A 20,033-nucleotide genomic window follows, 5' to 3' on the forward strand; every position below is an offset into this window, starting at 1 on the left:
AAAGCACTCGGCGCTGGCAACCACAATTCTTGTGACTGCCAGCGCCTTGCGCATTTAGCTACCTAATATTTAGGATTCGTTGCTCTTACGGTGACGCGCGTAGAGAGCACCGCCGGTTCCAAGCAACAGCAGACCAATCATGCCGAAGATCTGTGCAAAGTTCGCACCGGTTCTCGACAGTTCGCCGTCCTTGTCTCCAGGGCTTTCCTCGCTCGGATCTTTCGGATCCGATGGATCAGAGGCGTCTGGAGTCTCACCGGGTTTGGTTGGTTCCGATGGAGTTGGAGTCGGATCTACTGGCTTCTCAGGTATCAGTACAACACCAGCATCCCAGGTCGGGTCGATACCTAGAGCTGCTCCGAATTCTTGATACTCATAGTCGAGAGTCAAGTTTTGGTTATCCGATCCCAGAGCGAATACTCCAGAGAAGCCCAGGTAGCCAGCGTTGGAATCAACCTTGCTGTCCGAGCCCTCACGGAGTTTGGTGAATTCATAGAGTTCTGCCTGTTCCTCCGTCAAAATGAAGCGCACTTCGTAGTCACCAGCGTTGAGGTAGTCGAAGAGATAACGACCGTTCTCATCAGTGGTTGTACGTGCGATCTCGTTGGTGTCACCGTCATACAGAATAACGGTTACACCTTCAAGAGGTTCTTCGCCTTCATCCTGGATCCCGTCGCGGTTGGTATCAATCCAGACGTAGTCACCGATGGCATACGGTTTCAGCTGTACACCAGCGTCCCAAGTTGGGTCGATGCCTTCCGATGCTTCAACGGTGTTGAACTCGTAGTCATTGTCGGAAACCAGCGGGTTATCAGGGCCCAGAGTGAATATCGCTGAACGGCCGTTTTCACCGGCATTGGAGTCCAAAGCAGGATCGTCGCCTTCAGTGTAAGACGTGAAGTTGTACTGACGATTCTGTTCCTCAGTCAGTTCGAAACCAACCTGGTAATCACCAGACGGCAGGTTGTCGAAAATGTAACGACCGTTCTCATCGGTAGTGGTGCGATCAATTTCCTCGCCGTCACCGTCATATAGAACAACAGTCACATCTGCCAGAGGATTCTCGCCCTCATCCTGGACACCATCACGGTCTTCGTCAACCCAAACGTAGTCACCAATGGCGTAGGTTTTCTCTACGACACCAGCGTCCCAGGTTGGGTCGATGCCTTCCGATGCTTCAACGGTGTTGAACTCGTAGTCATCATCTGACGTCAGCGGGCTGTCTTCACCAAGGGTAAAGACTGCTGAGCGACCGTTTTCACCAGCGTTGGAGTCCGAAGCAGGATCGTCGCCTTCAGTGTAAGACGTGAAGTTGTATTGACGTTCCTGTTCCTCAGTCAGTTCGAAACCAACCTGGTAATCACCTGATGGCAGGTTATCGAAGATGTAACGACCATTCTCGTCGGTGGTGGTGCGATAGATTTCTTCGCCCTCACCGTCATACAGCACAACAGTCACATCTGCTAGAGGATTCTCGTTCTCATCCTGGATACCGTCGCGGTTGGTGTCAACCCAGACGTAGTCACCGATCGCATATGTCGGATCAGCGTGGTACGTGGTTGGGTCTTCGTCTTCCACTGGGTCACCAGAGATGACCCCGTTTGCATCGACCACTACGTTGTCGCGGTGGGTCTGACCAGCGTCTACCTGGACCACACCATTGACGGTGTATGAGTCGCCTGGTTCAAGAACCAGGTCGGTCAAACCGGCTAGATCCTCTTCATTCCAAACAACGTCATGGCCATCTTCGGTGGTGTCTTCGAACGCGAAGTCTTCAAGTGCTTCATTACCAGCATTGGTAACGGTGACTACGACATCATGTTCACCTGCGACTACCTGGTGCTCGTCATCGCCTGCTTCGTTCTTAGCGACATCAAGTTCAGGATTGAGGATCTCTACGACTCCGGCATCCCAGGTTGGGTCAATACCCTCGGTTGCCTGAACAGTGTTGTGCTCGTAGTTCTCATTCGATGTCAAGAACTCGTTGTCCTCACCAAGAATGATCACGCCTGAACGTCCTTGTTCACCCGCGTCAGAATCAACTTCGACATCTTCTTCAGCAGTGTACAAGGTGAACTCGTAGCGTTCAGCCTGTTCCTCAGTCAATTCGAAGCCAACAGAGTATTCGCCAGCTTCGAGGTTGTCGAAGATGTAACGACCAGCTGCGTTAGTGGTGGTGCGATCAAGTTCTTCGCCCGCACTGTCGTAGAGCACAACGGTCACGTCATTCAGTGGCGACTCATCGTCGTCCTGAATGCCGTCACGGTTGGTGTCAATCCAGACGTAGTCACCGATAGCGTAGGTTGGCTCTTCCGGTACTGGAAGCAGGACAACGCCAGCATCCCAGGTTGGGTCGATACCTTCGGTGGCTTCAACGGTGAAATGCTCGTAGTTCTCATTCGAGGTTAGGAACGCATTGTCCTCACCCAGCGTGGTGGTGGACGAGAAACCGTTGAATCCGGCGTCAGAGTCGACTTCAACGTCGTCTCCAACTGTGGAGTCGGTGAACTCGTAGATGGCGGCCTGTTCATCGGTCAGGATGAAGCGGACCTGGTAGTCACCAGCTTCGAGGTTGTCGAAGATGTAACGACCATCAGAGTTGGTTTCGGTGCGATCGATTTCGCTGCCTTCACCATCGAAGAGCACGACGGTCACGTCAGCAAGAGGTTCTTCTCCGTCGTCTTGCACACCATTATTATTGGCGTCAATCCAGACGTAGTCACCAATAGCGTAGGTGCGCTGTTCTGGTGGAGTCGCGTTGTATGGATCGTCGTCTTCAACTGGAGTACCTGAAGCTGCACCGGCAGCATCAACCGATGCCAGGTTCGTGTGCAGTTCTTCACCCGCAGCAAGAGTCAACGTTGCCACACCGGTGATTGTGTCACCAACAGCCCAGGGGCCATCCCATGCAGCAGTCAACACACCATCTTCATCAGTAGTTGCCTCGATGGTGTCACCGTTTGGCAACGTCCACACCAGGTTTTCGATGTCAGAACCGGACTGCGTTTCATCAGTCAGGACCACATCAACCAGATCCTCGTTACCAGTGTTTTCGACAGTGATCACAATGTCACGAGTTTCCCCGTCCGCATAGGCCACTGCATCATCTTCGGTATTGGCATCATTCTCAATAGTGCCAGCCTCAGCGTCACCATCGCCCTTGACAATTGATACCGCAGGCTCAGGATCCTCTTGTTCCTCAGTTGGGACGTTCGGGAATGTCACGTGTGAAGATGAACCGTCTTCGTTCACAGTTACCTGGATGCGTTGTTCAGAAAGTTCGTAACCTTCAGGAGCTACGGTTTCTTCAACGTAGTAGATTCCTGGTTCGCGAACAACCAGCCCTGTGACATTACCTTGTTCGGTGAGTGCACGGAGTTGTCCATTCTCAACGAAGACGTTTTCAATGACAACGTTATCTTCTGAGTCAAGGACACGGAAGCGCGAGTTGGGATCGTCAATTACAACTTCGTCGTCTTCAGAGTCAACCTTTGCGATGGAAATTGGGTATCCATCGGAAGGGGTGTAGATCGTCGAAGAATTACCGAAAAAGTTGGCTACAGGCACATCCTCTTCGAATTTGACAATTCGGACCAGCACGTTAGCGCTGATGTTCGGTTGCTGTTCTAGGAGAGTGCCGTCCTTTTGCTGGACGGTGACCGTGTGAGTATCTGCATCGTATACAGCTTCAAGGTTACCGCCGATATCCTGGGGACCTTCGACTGGATTGTCGCCGCTATCTACGTTGTCGTTAGTTACGAAACCTAGGAACTCGACTTCGTCCGGCAATTCGTCCAGCACAGGGCTGATGGTTACCGCAGAGTAATTCCCGTGCGGAATAAATGCCAGGTTATAAACGTATTCATCTTGGATGAGTTCGCCGTCTTCACCGATTTCAACACGGAGGTTTTGTGTCCACTCTCCGTTTGCCGAATCGCGGATACTCTTGCGAACCTCTGCTTCGTTACCGAATGAACTGGCTTCGCTTGTGGTTTCCGACCAGTAGAGTGCTTCATCGTCCGAGCCATACAGCGTTGCATGGTTTTTGATGTTGACAGTTTGTTTGCTATCAAATTCAACGGTGGTCAATGGCAGATTCACTACCAGACGACCATTGAAGCCTTCACCGACCATGTCAACACCATCGTCACTGAGCCGCACGACTAGGTTGCCGTCTTCGTTGACGCTAACGTCAAAGTGCTCGGAACCCATATTCACCCACCAGCTGTGCTGACCGGTGATACTTTCTTGGATTTCGGCAAGCGTTGCTTCGTCTGAGAAGTCGAAGATATTTCCATCGCGTTCATCGACGATGTAGCTGTTCGTGACATCTACACCCTCGACGATGAACTGGTAATCGATGGTCAGTGACTCACCGATATCGACGTATTCAATGCCATCGGACTGAGCATTTTTCGAGAAACGATTGGGATCGTTCACTCCACCGGAAGTGTCGCCCCGATCGACGAGATTTACTTCGTGCTCATCGGTATGTGGATTCCCGTCTGAGTAGGTAAATGTCGCCGAGTTTTTCAAAGCATAGAAAATGAACCCGGTGTTGGGCTGTTCCCACGGCCAAATGCCGTCGAGCGTGGTGATCAGTGCTTTCGCGGAAACCGTTGCGTTCGTATCGGCGGATTGACCAACGTTGATGTATAGGCTTTGCCCGACGACTGCATACTGGCTTACGTACTCGTCGGCGGCAAAAGCTGCAGCGTCACCATCGAAGCCAGCTGCTTCCGTTAGTTCCATACCTTCCACAGTGATGAAATCATCAGAAGATGTGTTCCATTCAACCTGAGCTGGAAGGCGGTCACTGATGACAACATTACGGTCGAGCTCAAAGTCTTCGTGGTTGTCGTGGCCTTCTGCAGCTTCCCCATTCCACTGGGATAGGTTCGCAGTGAAGGAGTAGGTAATGTCCAGAGGTGATTCAAGACTGCCGTCTTCAGCAGGCTCAATGTTCTGCTGTGCCCAGTCACCAGATTTTCCGAAAGCCTGACCTATATTTGGTCCTGGGGCTGGTGCTGGTTCAGTAATACTTCCACCGACATTGACGTTGGCCTCACGAGAGCCGGCATCACCAAAGATTGCGGTGTTGCCAAGTTGGACGCTGTAGTTGCCGTAGCCACCTTCAAGAGCTTCGTACTGAGTTTGTAGTGCCGCGCGGAAATCATCCAGCGCGTCGGGAGAAACGGAAGCCGAGTAGGTGACCCTCAGCTGAGAAGGATTCGGCAAGTCAATGGACGCGCTGAAGGCGTTTCCAGAAATCGTTGGGGCGAAGTCGAAATTCTCAGTGGTTTGGTTCCAACCGTTTTCATCCCACGTGGTAATTTGAGCTGAAAAGTCGGCATTATAATCGAGGTATGGGGAAATCTCATCGGAAATTTCAAAAGCCGAACGTTCTGTGTTGCGATCGGTATTGACGTTGAGCGTGTAGTTAATTTTCTGTTCGGTGATGTTATTACCCAGAACAACATTGCCGTCCTCGTCAACACTGACGTACTGGTTCAGGTTGACCCAACCAGCGCTCTTGTTGATCGAATTTGAGACGTTCTCATTGTTATCACCGGGAACACGGACTACGACGTCCAAGGTTGTTGGATCGCCGTTGATCGTCCACTCGATTTGCTGGGACTCGGTGTACTCGACGGAGTCGAAAGCAAATTTGAGGTCCCAGACACCTTGGTTTACGTCACCCCATTCTTCGGTGTCGTAAAAGGTGATGTTGATATTTCCGTCAACCAGTGAGATGTCCTGGATCGCGGTATTGCCTGCGGGGACTTCCAACGATGAGTCGTCAAGGGTCACCCCGGTCGGCAGTCCAACCACAATCGGGCTACTGGCATCAACGGCGTCGTTGTACTGCACCCTCAGCGTGAAGGTATCGCCTGGCTCAACGACTGCACCGTCAGACACAGGACTGTTGTTGTGCAGCGAGGTCACGCTGATACCGGGGGTTGCTGCATAAGCTGCTGGCCCCAGTGCTACTAACCCTGCGACAGATAAGACTGCGGCAAGAATACTTGCGATGAAGCGTGAGAGCACTGATTTGTTTCTTGGTGACTCTGCAGTTTCGCTATACAACGGACCCCCTCCTTCCAAAGTGTGTTGATTCATTTCCGTTCCTTGTAATCAAGTGATGAGTCCGGAACGATCAAATCACCCGGAGGCGAAAGGGTCCCGGAGTTCCCGCATTGTGGGCATGGCTAGGCCAAACGCCAAAATATGGGGATAACCGGTCCCTACCCTAGGCTGGGGTTTCAGCGGACTTCGGAGTTAATTGCAAAAATCACCCTCCCCTTCACCCGTTCCTGCTCCGTCTTCATGTCATGACACCCTCTCGCAGGGAAAACTGGATGCTGACATACTTATTCTTGAGGTCTTCGATGTGCGCTCCGGCACTCATCATCTCGCGGAGTGTACGTGGTATGGATTATTTCCCAACAAATAGCCCGTGTAGTTAGCACCAATCATCCTGACGCCGATGCGGTCTGGGTCATGACACTGTCAAAGGACAAATGAAACAGGTAGATAAAAACTCTCGGTCAACAAGGCAACAGAGGCGACCAACACTCCAAGCGATGCCGGACTGCTGGACTCACAGGACGCAACGATGATCAACCAGCAAACCTCAAAACATATTGCTATCGCGGTTAATCTTGCAAAACTTATGGTGCTAGCGGCCCTAGCTCCCCCGGTCGTTGCTGGGATAGCCCAACGTGCATCTGAACTCGGCCAAGGCTTCGACGTTCCAACGCTCGTTGCGCAGACAGTGAGTCTTGGTTCCGTGGCTGGTGTCGTGGGCGCATTAGGATTCGGAGCGCTTGCAGACTGGAACCATCCGACGTTGAAATCCCGGTGGATTTGGATAGCCACAACAACGATCCTGGGTACCAGCGGGCTAGTGATCCTTGCTCTTGGTGAATCACGACTCATGCTTATCGGCGGTTGGATGTGTGCCCAACTGGGTTACTCCGGTGCCATAGCGGTGCTTCGTGCCGTTCTTGCATTATCGACGACGACTCACCGTCAACGAGGCGCAGTGGTGACAGTGCTTGGCGGCTACGCGGGCGCGTTCATCCCACTAGTCATTCTTTTCATATTTCCAATGGCAATTTGGCACACCACCTTTGGGCTGGCGTTACTCAGCCTGGCAGTACCGGTGGTTTTTCTTCTCATCACACCCAGCCACATCATGCGCACTCCTACGAACAGCACACCAGATCCTGCCCAAAGTGACGACGCTCCCCCACCATCGTCTGCCATTCCGACGATTTCACGCGGATGGATACTCGCCATCCAATGGGCCGCGAGCGTGGTCATCGCCATTTTCTTGAGCTATCATGCACTCGAGTTGGCCGAACGAGCCAGCGACGACGCAGCTTTTCCTGTGCGGACAACTATGTTAGTTGTTGCCGCAGCCCTGCTCGGTCTGATCGCCGCCTCAATATTCCTATTACGCAAGCCCCACCTGCTGAGCTACAGTCTTCAGGTGATCGCGCTTGCCGGCTTCATGCTGGCGGCATCACTGGTTTTCCGGGCTTTCACCGACCACCTTGCCGTCATTGTGGGTGCAGCAATTCTCAGCGGTGCAGCAGTTGGGTTGAATACTTCTGCACTATTCGCCTCAGCTCTGGAAAATGCGCGACAGCGCGCAGGTGGACGCCTCATGGGAGCTTATAGCGCGGCAGCCGCACTCGGACAATTACTCGGACCAATGATCGCACTTGGCATCCTGCGCTTGACAGCGGATCTAACGTGGATCCCCTCTGATGAGGCTGGCTACCGAACCCTATTTCTCGTCGTAGCGATCGTCCCAGCAGGCTGGGCTACCGTTGCGTCAGCCAGGGCACGTGTACTGAAGCCCACGAACACACTAGGAAAATTCCCACTCGCTTGACATCGAAGTGCTAGCTACTTGTCCAGTTCTATAACGAAGCTGGGTTCATGACCCCGACGGGTACTACGCACCGGACATGATGCGGATCCAGAAGATATGGGCGCTCGTTAAAAAATTTACTTGGCGACGATTACGCAAAGACGTTTTGCAGCCACGCCTGCCATGCTTGCTCCTCGGTTTTCCGCTGTTCCTCGTCGAGTGGTTGAAGGGCAGCGCCGTAGCGGTAGTGTCCGAGCGCAACCGGCATCCCGATTCGTTCCAAGCTATGGAAACGATATAGACCATCTTGAGAACGCACGGCGAGGAAGTCCTCACCTGGTTCTACATAATCAATGATGCCTTCGATTACCGACAGCCCTGAGGGTTCGAGCCGAATTTCATCGCCGACGGTAAATTGTGCAGATCCGTCTGGCAATCCGAGAGCCTGTTCAAGCTGTTGCCACGCTTGATGTGTATTGGCATGATCTGGAGCTTGAGCTGCAACATACACTGCTGGGCGACCAGCAAAATACGTGAGGTATTGCTTCAGAGTGTGCATGTAAAGATTCCAGCCGTAACCGGTAATCTCTGCATAATCGAAATCCGATTGCCAGTCATTGCCTAGATCGCCGCTATGAATAAATGTGAGCCTCGAGCCTTCGTCTAGCGGCTGGATTTGGTATTCAAAGGCATGGAAGGCCCCATGAGCATCTTCAGGAGTTCGGACTACAAAACGAGAGGGTCGCTCCTCAACGATGTCAAGGTCTTCCGATTCCATGTATGGATCTGGGGACCATCCGGCTTGACCTTCAGGGGTAGCTACCGCGTGCCACACCTGTTCTGGCGATACAGGGAGATCGACGTCTTTGCGAATTTCGAAGCTGTTAGTCACTTTTGGTCATCCGATTTCTTCCGATTCCAAGCGGCCACACCGATCGGAATGACCAACACGATCTCAATTATGCCCCAACCCAATCCAGAGTTGAATGCTGATATTCTACGCTGGCCCACCGCCATACGAGCAACACGGTGAGCTGTCTACGTAGGGACTTTACGGACGACACAACGAAAATAAAAGAACCCCCGCGATGTAGAAGCTACGCGAGGGTTCAGTGGTCCCGACCGGCGTCGATCCGGTGACCTTTCGATTTTCAGTCGAACGCTCTACCAACTGAGCTACAGGACCAAAACTATCTTCAGTTTGTCTGGGAAAAAGAGCCCGTCCACATGGACAGGCTCTCAAATCCGCGACCCTGACGGGACTTGAACCCGCGACCTCCGCCGTGACAGGGCGGCGCGCTAACCAACTGCGCTACAGGGCCATGAGAAACTATTACATCTCTCAAAGCCATTTGACTGACTTGTACCCCCAACGGGATTCGAACCCGTGCCGCCGCCGTGAAAGGGCGGTGTCCTAGGCCACTAGACGATGGGGGCCTGACGCTCGCAGAGTGTTTGCACTCGTTTGTGCGATCGACCTAGATCATCATAGACCTAAACGTTTTTCAAAAGCAAATCAGCCGAAGCGCCGCAGAGGAACGAAGCCTGGGAGAATCCGACAAGCCAGCACAGAAACCCCTGTGCATTCACAACGGACGGAGCCTCAAAGGATGGCATAACAGCAAGTCAAACGCCACTATTTCCTGAGAGACCGATGCAACTGCTGCCAATAGACCGCGTGCAGACAAATCTCAATTTCCAGTGATATTGTGAGATTCAGCACTCTTAGTTAGTAGGAGATCTGATGGACAAGCCTATGATGCCAGAGCTTTCACTGCTAAGCAGCGACGGCGAAGACGATCCGCTCCACGCCCACACGCCGACACGAATCGCAGCGGCATTGCGCGCGCATATCTGCAAAGGTGCCTTAAGCCCCGGCACGAAGCTGTCGGAAGAGATGATTGCAGCAGAATTTGAGGTCTCTCGCAACACACTGCGTGAGGCATTCACCGTACTGGCAGGTGAAGATCTTGTATACAAGGTTCCCAACCGTGGTGTTTTTGTCATTGACCCTGGGCCGCATGACATTCGCGAGATCTATCAAACGCGAAGGTTTATCGAACCTTCAGCCATCCTGTGGGGCAAGCTCACGCCGGAACTGACCGAGACATTCAATCACGTTGCCGACCGCACTCGTCGTGGTGTCGCACAAGAAGATTTCTCAGCCATTGTCGAAGCCGATCGGAGCTTCCACGTTGCTGTGGTCGCACTGGCCGGCTCGGAGACCATGTCTCAAGCTCTTGAGCGGCTCTTGACTCGCCTACGTCTAGCGTTCAACGGGCTTCGAATCAGCACTCCCATTCACGGCACGTTCGCACAGCAGAACCTGGCGATCATCACTCGTATTCTGGCCGGTGAACGCATCGAAGCCTCAAGAGGCCTCCATCGATACCTGGGTTTGGCCGAAAATATGATCATGCAGCATGTCACCGGTGCAGGACAGCCGGCAACTGACAGAAAACAACCTGTCGACCCTCTCAACGATGGACAAGAGATCCACCCGAACTAAACAAAAATAACAGTCACAGCTACATTAAGTGGCGTCTGAAACGGTATCGTTTCAGACGCCACTTTTTCTTAAGTCAAGCACCAAATGCGCATCTGTGAAACAAATTTATAAATCGGCAATACTGCAAGGATCCCGATGATTACAGGCGTGTCGCGAGAATTACACCATTGTGGTTTATGTTCACCCAAGTGCCAGGTGTTGCAGATGTGACAACAGTACAGATAAAGTCATTGCTTGTGGTAAAGATGGTTGTAACAAAACCATAAAACTGGACTAGCCACAGAATGAGGAAGAATCGTGAAATCACGAAGTGTGAAAGGGGCAGCCGCCGGCGTCGCCCTTGTTACGGTCGCAGCGATGTCTGCCACCGCAATGCCACAGATCTTCTCAGATTCCGACAGTGTTTTCGCCAAATCGACGAACGAACCAGAAGCTCCACTTACTGAGGTACCTGCTCTCCCAGACGAAGCCACGATCGCAGAGGCCAAGGATAATCCTTCCGCCCAAGCGAAACTGCGTGAAGACCTGAAAGAGATCCTCGACAAGAGCAACCAGCGTTTGGCCGATGCCGAAGGTGAGACGCTTTCTGCCAATGAAAAGGCTCGTGAACTTGGCGAGACCGCAGCAGAAGCTCGTCGTGAAGCTGAGACCGCTACTCAACAGGCTCAACTTGCAGCCGAACAACATGAACTCGCTCAGGAAGAAGCTGGGGAAGCCGTTGCGGACATGTATCGCAACGGAGGCTTAACTACTGAAGAGTTCTTGCTTGGCGACGAAGATGCGTTGGCACAGGATGCGACCGAACAACAACTGGCTAACTCATTGGCCGGAGACGTCGATACGGCTCAGATCAACCAAAACGCAGCTGAACACCTTGAAGGCGAACAGACCAACCGGTCCGAGGCGCTAGCTGAGGCAGCCAAAAAAGCTGAAGAAAAAGCCGCCGAGGAAGAACGCAAGAAACGCGAACAGGAAGAGCTCCGCGAGCGGTTAGAGCAACAGCGCCGTGACGAGGCCGAAGCTGCCGCGCAAGCCGCCGCCGCTGCAGCCGCCGCCGCAGAAGAAGCCGGAATGGACTCAGCCGCACTCGCAGAAGAAGTACGCGATGAGGCTGCAAACCGAAATACCGGTGGAGATACCACCTCACCTGAGGCTTCCGCCACGAGCACTGAAGCTGCAGCGCAGGCACCGGTAACTCCAACGGAGGAGCCGACACCAACGGCAGCATCAACGCCGTCGTCGTCACCGACTCAGAGTGCTTCACCAACGCCAACCGCGACACCGACTCCAACGGCGACGCGCACGGCTACACCAACTCCGACGCCTACCCCGACTCAGACTCGCACGTCGACACCGACGCCGACTCCGACGAAGACTCAGGCACCAAAGCCGAAGCCAACCCCGTCCAAGACGGTGGCCCCAGCCTCGACTGGCTCGAATATGTCGGCTGCGGTCAATTGGGCGGTCAACAAGACCAATGAAGCCGGCACCTCATACGTATGGGGCGGTAATGGTCCAAAGGGCTATGACTGCTCGGGCTTCACGGTTGCAGCATTTGCGCAATCCGGTAAGTCTCTGCCACGTACTTCCAGCGCTCAATACGGCGCTGCCAAGCAGTACGTCTCACTGAATAACCTGCAGCCTGGCGACCTGGTGTACTGGTCAAATAACGGTCAACAGTCCGGTGTTTACCACGTTGCAATTTACATCGGCAACGGCCAGATTGCTCATGCTCGCAACCCATCGACCGGTATCACGGTCACCGGGTTGCACTACTCACCATGGAATATGATGTCCGTTGGTGGTCGGTACTAGTTTCTAGGATCCTCGAAGGGTTCGGAGTCCGGGGAAGTTCTCCGGACCCTTGGAGGTAATAATTCAATAGCACGACAACTGAGGGCCTGCACACCGTTTGGTATGCAGGCCCTCAGGCTTTAAGTGGTGGTTGTTAGTCTTCTGGATCCTGGTTGATCATTGGACCGTATTCTGGGCGGTCGTGGAGGCGTGGATCGTCGTGGTATGGAACGATCATGACCGGGCCACGTGCGTGGGCGGCGATACCTTGGGAGGTCGAGCCAAGCAGTGCGCCGGTGAATCCACCCAGGCCGCGGGTGCCAACGACGGTCAGGCGGGCGGATTCGGATTCAGCAACCACTGCATCCACGGGGACGCCGTCAATGACTTCGGATTCAATGTTGAGATTCGGGAAGTAGGATTGCAGCCAGGCGACACCGGCGTCGACCTTCTCGCGTAGCTCGTCGAACATGGCTCGTTCGTCCACGGTGGATGGTAGCCATTCAACGGCGGAGGATACCGGTGCCATGGCGGTGATGACGCGCAGGCGGCAGGTTGGGCTGCGGCGGATGGTTTCTTCCGCGGCGCGCAGCATGGCTACACGGCCCTGTTCGGAACCGTCCGAGGCGACAACAACCGGGGCATCGGTTGCGGCCCGGGATTCTTCTGCACCGCGGGGCACCAGCACGACCGGGCACTTGGCGTGTGCTGGCAGGCCACGGGACACCGAGCCGACCAGTAGGCCGAGGAAGCCGCCGCGACCTCGCGGACCGGCCACGAGCATGTCGGCGTCGTGAGAATAATCGACCAGCACCGTGCCTGGGTCGCCGAGTTCCACGTTGCTGCGCACATCGACGCCTTCGGTGTCACCGAGTTCGGCTTTGGTGGCTTCCAGAATCTGGCGGCACGACTGGGCCAGGGCGGAGTCTTCGTGGCCACCGGTTGCAGCATCCACGGCAACCGATGGGAAGATTGGCAGGGTGTAGGCCGAGACCATGGTCAGCGGGGCACTGATGCGTTTGGCTTCGCGCAGTGCCCAGATGGCTGCTGCCAGTGACCGTTTGGATCCATCCACACCGACGACGACGCCGTGTTTTTTCTTGGTTGGGTTTGCAGGCAGACCGTTGTCTGCGTTCACCTTTTTGGCTGGGTCATGGAATTGTTCGGTCATGGCAGTCTTCCCTCCGTACGGTCATTTCGCCTCCGAGGAGCGGATGCGAAGTTCCTATTTCCATTCTAACGCCGAAGTCCAGGCTGATAAGCCCTTCTACGGCTGTTCTTGTCGTAAGAGCAGTGGTGTGAGCGACGGCGGGGTGCCGGCGATAAAGTTTGCGGTTGCGGCTCCAAATTTCGCCTGAGCCGGTAGGGGTTCGGCGCGTAGGGCCGCGGTGAAAGCGTCCATGCCGCCAAGATCCGGATTGGCCAGCGGGGTTTGAGTCCCGACCATGACGATGTTACCGCGGCGTCGTCCTTTAAACATCGTGGCGTCTGAAATGAGCGTGACGTGTTTGAAAGCTTGGGCCAGGGCTGCGGCTTCTTCGCGCGCCGGATTCAGGTTCGGCGACCCGCCATAGTTAATAAGGTAAGCACCATTGGGTCCGACGGCGCTGGCGGCTTTTTCGGCGGCTTCCAGTCCGGTCAGGTGCATGGGCGTGATGTGGTCGCCGCGGGTGGTGCCGATAAAAACGTCGCGGATGATGACATCCCAACTCTCGGGGCGGGTTTCGGCCAGGACTTCTCCCGCTTCGGCCACACGCATCTTGACAATTGGGGCGCGCGGCAACCCGAAGTTATTGCGGGCCAGTTCGGTGAGTTTGGCGTCCATTTCCACGGTGGTGTGGCGCGAATTTGGGTAGCGGTCGGCACCCCAGCGGGCCAGGGTCGCTGCGGCACCACCCAGGTGTAAGAATCGCAAGTTAGCGTCTTGGGGATAGCGGAAGCCCAACGCGATGGCGATCCAACGCATGTATTCAAACCCCAGGCGCTGCGGTTCATCGGGGATGATCTGGGAGGATTGCACACCGTTGAGCAGCAGCACCCAGGCACCCGGGGTGAATGGGTCGGGTTTGATCTCTGCGGTGCCCGAATCAATCTCATAGATGCCGGGTTCAATGTTGACCGCAGATTGTTTCTGGTTACGCCGCTGTTTACTCATGCTCGAACCATAGCCTGTCGCACCACGCCGTGCCACGGTTCTGCCGCCGGGTCGACCGGTTCGCCAAGTTCCTCAAACCCAGCATCGCGCAGGCTTTGGACTACCAGTGGCGCGTCCCCCGAGACCCAGGTGATGGCCGGGGTCTCCCCCACCGCTTGTTTAATCAGCGCTTGACCAATGGTGGCGTTGGCATTATTTGCCAAGTAAAAGTACCGGATTTCCTTGACTTCACCCAGGCTGTAGAGCTCAACGAATTCGGCGGTGTGCTCGCTATGTTTGGTTGTGGCGTGAATAGTCCCGATCATCCGGTCGCGCAAATCCTCAGCAATCCAGACCTTATCGCCCTTGGTAATGCGAGATTGCCAGAACTTCACCTGCTCATCCGTCGTCGCCTCCGCCTGGGCAAAGAACGCTTCATCTTTGAGTTGACCATATATGGCTCGCCAGGCGAGGTGTTTGAAATTCACCAGCGCTCGGGCGTCGGCCACTGCGGCGTCACGAATATAAAACTCGGCACCAGTTTCGGTTGTGGTTTTGCGTTTGAACGGCCAGATCACTGGGTCTCGCCGTCCAGCAGCGAATTGACCCGATCAATCTTGGCGTCCAGCTGCCCATCGGATTTTGCCGGGCGAATGTCAGCCTTCATCGTGATCGAAATCCGCGCGCCAAAGGGTTCCACAGCGTCCACGCACTGTTTCAGGACGCCCATGACCTCATCCCAGTCACCTTCAATTTCGGTAAACATCGACGACAACCGGTGCGGCAAACCCGAGTTGCGTACGACGTCGTAGGCCGCTGCCACCGCGCGGGCAACCGAGCCAGTCGCGGCGTCTTCGGGGCTGTTGGCGGCCGCGTTTTCGCCGAGTTCACCGATACCTGATACAGAAATAGAGAATGCAAGAATCATATTTCCATCGTAACTGGAGCGGCAACATTGAAGCCTCCGGCTGGTGGGGAGTCGATGGTATTAATCTGCGGAGTGCCTGCTAATGGGAAAATCGGGTGTGATTTTCCCATGAGGCGGACAATGCCAATGACAGGACCACCGCGCCGTAGAGGTGAAGACATCTGCTCGATGCTGCCAAACGCAGACTATAGCTTCCCATCGTAAACATGAACCAGACCCACGACTATAGTTGGTTAGGGTGCACCCATCCGTTGATGAAGAAAGGGACGTGAGCATGGCCCAAGGTATTTACATCACTACGACGACGATGCGAGCCGGCAAGACCCTGGTCTCGATGGGACTGGCTGACGCCCTGAACCGGCACACCGGCCGGGTGGGGTATTTCCGCCCGATCGTTCCCGGCGACGACGTGGCCTCCGATTCGATGGTGCAGCTGATGCGCCAAACCTTTGAGCTGGATGAGCACTCCGCCACCGGCGGGGTCACCGATGCCTACGCCCGTGCGATGATCACCTCGGGCAAACAAGACGAGCTCTATGCCGAACTCGTGGTCGCCTATGAGGCCGTGGCCGCCAACGTCAACGCGGTGGTTATTGAAGGCACCGACCTGGCCAACGGTGACACCGGATTCGAACGCGAAATCGACACCGATCTTGCCCTACACTTCAACGCGCCCGTCCTCGCCGTCGTCTCCGCCCAAGGGCTGACCGCCGAGGAGGCGTCGGAGGCAGTGGAACTGACCCGCTCGAATCTGCGCGATGCAGGCTCTGAACTGCTCTCCATTGTGGTCAACCGTGCTCAACCATCGCTACTCGAAGACATGGCCAAGACCATCAAGCCGGGCACCAACCAGCGCAAGGTCTACATCATCCCCGAACTGGCAGAGCTGCGCCACCCAACCGTTGGCGAAGTCGCCTCAGCCCTGAGTCTGGACTGGGTGGCCGGCTCCGAGCAGCTTGACCGCGATGTCTCTGAGGTCAAAGCGGTCTCGATGGAGGGCGGCAACTTCTTACAGGTCCTCAACGACGGCGCACTCGTGATCGTATCCGGGGATCGTTCCGATGCGATCCTGGCAACGCTGGCCGCCGCCCGCACCGCCGACTTCCCGGTACCTGCCGGCATGATCCTGACCAACGGGATTGAGCCCAACCCGATGATCCAGCGGCTGTACTCTGATGCGCCGTTCCCGGTGTTCGTGTCATTTGCGGATACCTTCACAATGGCTCGCACCGTGGCCGCGGTACCAGCCAGCCTGTCGGCCGCCCAAACCCGCAAAACCGCCGCGGTACTGGGTGCCTGGAATAACCACGTTGATGAAGACGAACTGCTGTCCCGCATCGAACTGGCACGCCCCACCGCCATGACGCCGGTGCGCTTCTTACACCAGCTAACGGCTCGCGCCTCGGCGGATCGCAAACGCATTGTGCTGCCTGAGGGCCAGGATCCTCGCATCCTGCGTGCCGCGGAAATTCTGCGCCGTCGTGGGGTGTGTGACCTGACAATTTTGGGGGATGTCGATGCGATCCACGAAACCGCATCCAAACTCGGCGTGGACCTAACCGGCATTGAGCTGATTAACCCAGCCGAATCCCCCGACCGTGAGCCCTACGCGCAGGCCTATGCGCAGGCGCGGGCACACCGCGGCGTCAAAATCGAATTCGCGCGTGAAATGATGCTGGACGCCACCTACTTCGGCACCATGATGGTCCAACAGGGCCACGTTGACGGCATGGTCTCCGGTGCAATTAACACCACCGCGCACACCATTCGCCCGGCCCTGGAGTTTGTGAAAACCAAGCCCGGCACCAAGATCGTCTCCTCGGTGTTTTTCATGCTGCTGCCCGACCGCGCCCTGGTCTATGGTGACTGCGCGGTCAACACCGACCCGAACGCCGAACAATTAGCCGATATCGCCGCCGCCTCTGCCGCCACTGCGGCCCAATTCGGCGTCGAACCGCGCGTGGCCATGCTGTCGTACTCCACCGGCGACTCCGGCTCGGGCGAAGCCGTGGATAAAGTCCGCCAAGCTACCCAGCTCGTCAAAACAGCAAACCCGGAACTCAAAGTTGATGGCCCGCTGCAGTACGACGCCGCGGTCTCAGCCTCGGTCGCAGCCTCCAAAATGCCCAACTCAGAAGTCGCCGGTAACGCTTCCGTGTTCATCTTCCCGGACCTCAACACCGGCAACAACACGTATAAGGCCGTACAGCAATCGGCCGGTGCGGTCGCCGTCGGGCCGGTTCTGCAGGGCCTGAATAAACCCGTCAACGATCTCTCCCGCGGCACCACGGTCGATGACATCGTCAACACCGTGGCCATCACCGCTATCCAGGCCCAGGCCAACTAGCCCACGCGCAAAGGACTCCATCATGCTCATTCTGGTGATCAACTCGGGCTCTTCCTCGCTGAAATACCAGCTGCGGGAACTCAACGACGACGGCACCGATACTTTCAATCCCATTCAGGCTTCCGGGCTGATCGAACGCATCGGTGTGCCCGGTGCAGAAATCGCCAACCACACCGAGGCATTGGACGTCGTCGCCAAGGAACTCGACGAGGTGCTCAACGGCCGCACCATTGATGCCACCGGACACCGCGTGGTCCACGGTGGCGAACGTTTCAAGGCGCCGGCGCTCGTGGATGCCGAAGTCATCCGCGCCATCGACCGGCTGGCTCCACTGGCTCCGCTGCACAACCCGCCGGCCGCCGAAGGCCTGCGCGCGATCAGCGACAAGTGGCCCGATATGCCCCAGGTCGTCATCTTTGACACCTCATTCCACCAAACCATGCCACCTCAGGCCTGGCGTTATGCCATCCCAAACTCCTGGTACACCGACTACGGCATCCGCCGGTACGGCTTCCACGGCACCAGCCACGACCTGGTCGCCGGCAAGACCGCTACCCTGATGGGAGTCGACCGTGAGGATTTCAGCGGCATCATCCTGCACCTAGGCAACGGCGCCTCGGCCACGGCAATCAAAAACGGTCAATCCGTGGACACCTCCATGGGCTACACCCCCCTGGCCGGGCTGGTTATGGGCACCCGATCGGGCGATATTGACCCCTCGATCATCTCGCATCTGGGGGCCTCCCACGGTTTTACCGCCAACGATGTTGACCGCGTGCTCAACCACGAATCCGGGCTGTTGGGCATGACCGGGCACTCCGATATGCGCCAGGTCTTAGAGACAGCCGCTGCTGGACACCGCGATGCCCAAGTGGCGCTTGATGTAGCAACGTATCGGTTGGCGAAATATATCGGTGGTTACCATGTGGCCGTCGACGGCGCGCAGGCCATTACCTTCACCGCAGGGATCGGCGAAAACTCAGCCCCATTCCGCGCCCGGGTCCTGGACCGCCTCGGCATCCTCGGCGTCAAATACGATGCCGCGCTCAACGAAGCGCGTTCCGATGAGTCACGCCTGATCTCCACCGAAGGCTCCGCAATCGCGGTGGCCGTGGTGCCGACCGATGAGGAAATGGCCATCGCTCAAGACACCTTCTACCTGGTCGATGAAGCCAATGCGTGGGGCCGCGGCGTCGGCGTCTAGCACTTACTGAAATAAAAACTGCTCCCTGCGATGCCTTCGCGGGGAGCAGTTTTTTCGTTGCCTTCTGTAGCGCCGCGAAACGCACCCAACAGTGCGAGATCAGAAGAACCTGCAAGATCCACCAGATGGCGCGCAACAAGATGCCTGCAACGTACGTCAAAACCTCTTGCTCAACCCTGTTGTTTTATTTGTTATCACATATTACAGTGGCTCTCACAACAACTAAAGTGCCCCACGTCACATCGCCGAGCGATGCGGTCTGATGTAAGAGGAGGTTCTGAAATGCCAAATAAACTGTTATTGGCCGCAGCTGACAGCAAGAAATTGGAACAATTCGCAACGAACAACAAGATGAGCCGCGCGATCGTCGATCGGTACGTTGCAGGTAAAGTCCTCAACGACGCTCGCCAAGCAGCCGAAGGCCTGGCCTCGAAGGGCATCGATACCTGTCTGAATCCGTTGGGCGAATCCGTCAGCAACATTAACGACTGCGCTCGAGCAACTCAAGACTATATCGATGGCATCAATATGCTCCAGCAGCACATCCCCAATGCCAGCGTTTCCGTCAAACCATCTCAGCTTGGCATGACGGTCAACCCGCAACTGTGCACCGACAACCTGCGAAAAATTCTCGAAGCCGGAAAAGAGCACGATGTTGGCGTCGAAGTCGACATGGAACACAGCTCAATTCACGACCAAACCGTTGCCATGGTCCATGAGCTCTTGGCCGACTTCCCCGAAACTCGCATGGCGGTGCAGTCCTATAGCCGCGCGGCAGCCGATGTCCTACACAGCTTCCAAGACAAAGGTCTGCGCATCCGTTTGGTCAAAGGCGCATTCGAAGAAGATGTTGACACCGCGATTCAGAATCCCAAAGATGTCACCTCGCAGTACAACTACCAGGCTGCTTGGGCGCTGCGGAATCTTCCGGAGCCTGCCTTCGGAACCCACGATGACCGATGCATCGATTTCATCAAAGCCCAAGCAGCACAATTTGGCTTGGCCAAGACGGATTTCGAATTCCAAATGCTCTATGGCATTCGGCCAGAACTCCAGGAACAATTGGCTCAACAGGGGCACCGCGTACGGGTCTACTTACCCTACGGGGACCAGTGGTATCCCTATCTGATGCGTCGAATGGCCGAACGGCCAGCCAACCTTTTGGTCTTTCTCCGCTCGCTCATCACCCGCAGCTAACCGAGGCCTCACAACCAGGCGAGGCGATTTACCGTCAT

12 protein-coding genes and 3 tRNA genes are annotated in these 20,033 nt (G+C 55.7%); 6 read left to right on the forward strand and 9 right to left on the reverse strand.

All coding sequences use genetic code 11. From position 1 onward, the window contains the following. Positions 1-69: 69 nt before the first annotated feature. Positions 70-6,087, reverse strand: coding sequence for an SdrD B-like domain-containing protein (locus A6F49_RS05290; protein WP_161485774.1), 6,018 nt, complete (start codon positions 6,085-6,087; stop codon positions 70-72). 529 nt (positions 6,088-6,616) lie between these two features. Between A6F49_RS05290 and A6F49_RS05295 the strand changes: the two genes are divergently transcribed. After that, positions 6,617-7,903 carry an MFS transporter gene (locus A6F49_RS05295; protein ID WP_043057334.1) on the forward strand — a complete coding sequence of 429 codons (1,287 nt, stop codon included), beginning with the start codon at positions 6,617-6,619 and terminating at the stop codon, positions 7,901-7,903. 130 nt (positions 7,904-8,033) lie between these two features. Here the strand turns inward: A6F49_RS05295 and A6F49_RS05300 are convergent, their stop codons facing one another. The 4 genes from A6F49_RS05300 to A6F49_RS05315 all read right to left on the reverse strand — a co-directional run bounded on the left by A6F49_RS05300 (position 8,034) and on the right by A6F49_RS05315 (position 9,319). Next, the gene (locus A6F49_RS05300; protein ID WP_043057333.1) at positions 8,034-8,774 is read right to left on the reverse strand and encodes an SRPBCC family protein; all 741 of its coding nucleotides are present in this window, start codon (positions 8,772-8,774) and stop codon (positions 8,034-8,036) included. A gap of 221 nt (positions 8,775-8,995) precedes the next feature. Then, positions 8,996-9,068: transfer RNA gene (locus tag A6F49_RS05305), tRNA-Phe, on the reverse strand. 62 nt (positions 9,069-9,130) lie between these two features. Next, a tRNA-Asp gene (locus A6F49_RS05310) sits at positions 9,131-9,204 on the reverse strand. A gap of 42 nt (positions 9,205-9,246) precedes the next feature. Beyond that, positions 9,247-9,319, reverse strand: a tRNA-Glu gene (locus A6F49_RS05315). A gap of 307 nt (positions 9,320-9,626) precedes the next feature. Between A6F49_RS05315 and A6F49_RS05320 the strand changes: the two genes are divergently transcribed. Together A6F49_RS05320 and A6F49_RS18000 are read left to right on the forward strand one after the other, a co-directional pair. Then, positions 9,627-10,391, forward strand: coding sequence for a GntR family transcriptional regulator (locus tag A6F49_RS05320; protein WP_052504759.1), 765 nt, complete (start codon positions 9,627-9,629; stop codon positions 10,389-10,391). Between the two features lie 297 nt (positions 10,392-10,688). After that, positions 10,689-12,206, forward strand: coding sequence for a C40 family peptidase (locus A6F49_RS18000; RefSeq protein WP_052504758.1), 1,518 nt, complete (start codon positions 10,689-10,691; stop codon positions 12,204-12,206). A 133-nt stretch (positions 12,207-12,339) separates the two neighbouring features. On the opposite strand, the gene A6F49_RS05330 is transcribed toward A6F49_RS18000, so the two are convergent. The 4 genes from A6F49_RS05330 to A6F49_RS05345 all read right to left on the reverse strand — a co-directional run bounded on the left by A6F49_RS05330 (position 12,340) and on the right by A6F49_RS05345 (position 15,247). Then, positions 12,340-13,356, reverse strand: coding sequence for a universal stress protein (locus A6F49_RS05330; RefSeq protein ID WP_043057332.1), 1,017 nt, complete (start codon positions 13,354-13,356; stop codon positions 12,340-12,342). A 96-nt stretch (positions 13,357-13,452) separates the two neighbouring features. Beyond that, entirely contained in the window at positions 13,453-14,340 is an 888-nt protein-coding gene (locus A6F49_RS05335; RefSeq protein ID WP_043057331.1) for a spermidine synthase, read from the reverse strand. Then, positions 14,337-14,897 carry a hypothetical protein gene (locus A6F49_RS05340; RefSeq protein ID WP_052504757.1) on the reverse strand — a complete coding sequence of 187 codons (561 nt, stop codon included), beginning with the start codon at positions 14,895-14,897 and terminating at the stop codon, positions 14,337-14,339. The genes A6F49_RS05335 and A6F49_RS05340 overlap by 4 nt, the downstream gene beginning before the upstream one ends. Continuing rightward, positions 14,894-15,247, reverse strand: coding sequence for a thiamine-binding protein (locus A6F49_RS05345; protein WP_043057330.1), 354 nt, complete (start codon positions 15,245-15,247; stop codon positions 14,894-14,896). The genes A6F49_RS05340 and A6F49_RS05345 overlap by 4 nt, the downstream gene beginning before the upstream one ends. A 274-nt stretch (positions 15,248-15,521) precedes the next feature. On the opposite strand from A6F49_RS05345, the gene pta reads away from it, so the two are divergent. From pta to A6F49_RS05360, 3 genes are all read left to right on the forward strand, one after another. Next, a complete protein-coding gene (gene pta / locus A6F49_RS05350) occupies positions 15,522-17,594 on the forward strand; it encodes a phosphate acetyltransferase (RefSeq protein WP_043057329.1) in 2,073 nt (690 codons plus the stop codon). Positions 17,595-17,616: 22 nt separating this feature from the next. Next, entirely contained in the window at positions 17,617-18,798 is a 1,182-nt protein-coding gene (locus tag A6F49_RS05355) for an acetate/propionate family kinase (protein WP_043057328.1), read from the forward strand. Positions 18,799-19,080: 282 nt separating this feature from the next. Beyond that, complete coding sequence (locus A6F49_RS05360) at positions 19,081-19,995, forward strand: proline dehydrogenase family protein (RefSeq protein ID WP_043057327.1); 915 nt, start codon at positions 19,081-19,083, stop codon at positions 19,993-19,995. Positions 19,996-20,033 lie beyond the last annotated feature (38 nt).

Source organism: Enteractinococcus helveticum, assembly GCF_001657475.1.
In the GTDB taxonomy this organism is placed as follows: domain Bacteria; phylum Actinomycetota; class Actinomycetes; order Actinomycetales; family Micrococcaceae; genus Yaniella; species Yaniella helvetica.

Coding starts and splice junctions, on each gene's coding strand:
- A6F49_RS05295 (WP_043057334.1), top strand. CDS start 6,617: ATGATCAACCAGCAAACCTCAAAACATATTGCTATCGCGGTTAATCTT.
- A6F49_RS05320 (WP_052504759.1), top strand. CDS start 9,627: ATGGACAAGCCTATGATGCCAGAGCTTTCACTGCTAAGCAGCGACGGC.
- A6F49_RS05330 (WP_043057332.1), bottom strand. CDS start 13,356: ATGACCGAACAATTCCATGACCCAGCCAAAAAGGTGAACGCAGACAAC.
- A6F49_RS05335 (WP_043057331.1), bottom strand. CDS start 14,340: ATGAGTAAACAGCGGCGTAACCAGAAACAATCTGCGGTCAACATTGAA.
- A6F49_RS05345 (WP_043057330.1), bottom strand. CDS start 15,247: ATGATTCTTGCATTCTCTATTTCTGTATCAGGTATCGGTGAACTCGGC.
- pta (WP_043057329.1), top strand. CDS start 15,522: ATGGCCCAAGGTATTTACATCACTACGACGACGATGCGAGCCGGCAAG.
- A6F49_RS05355 (WP_043057328.1), top strand. CDS start 17,617: ATGCTCATTCTGGTGATCAACTCGGGCTCTTCCTCGCTGAAATACCAG.
- A6F49_RS05360 (WP_043057327.1), top strand. CDS start 19,081: ATGCCAAATAAACTGTTATTGGCCGCAGCTGACAGCAAGAAATTGGAA.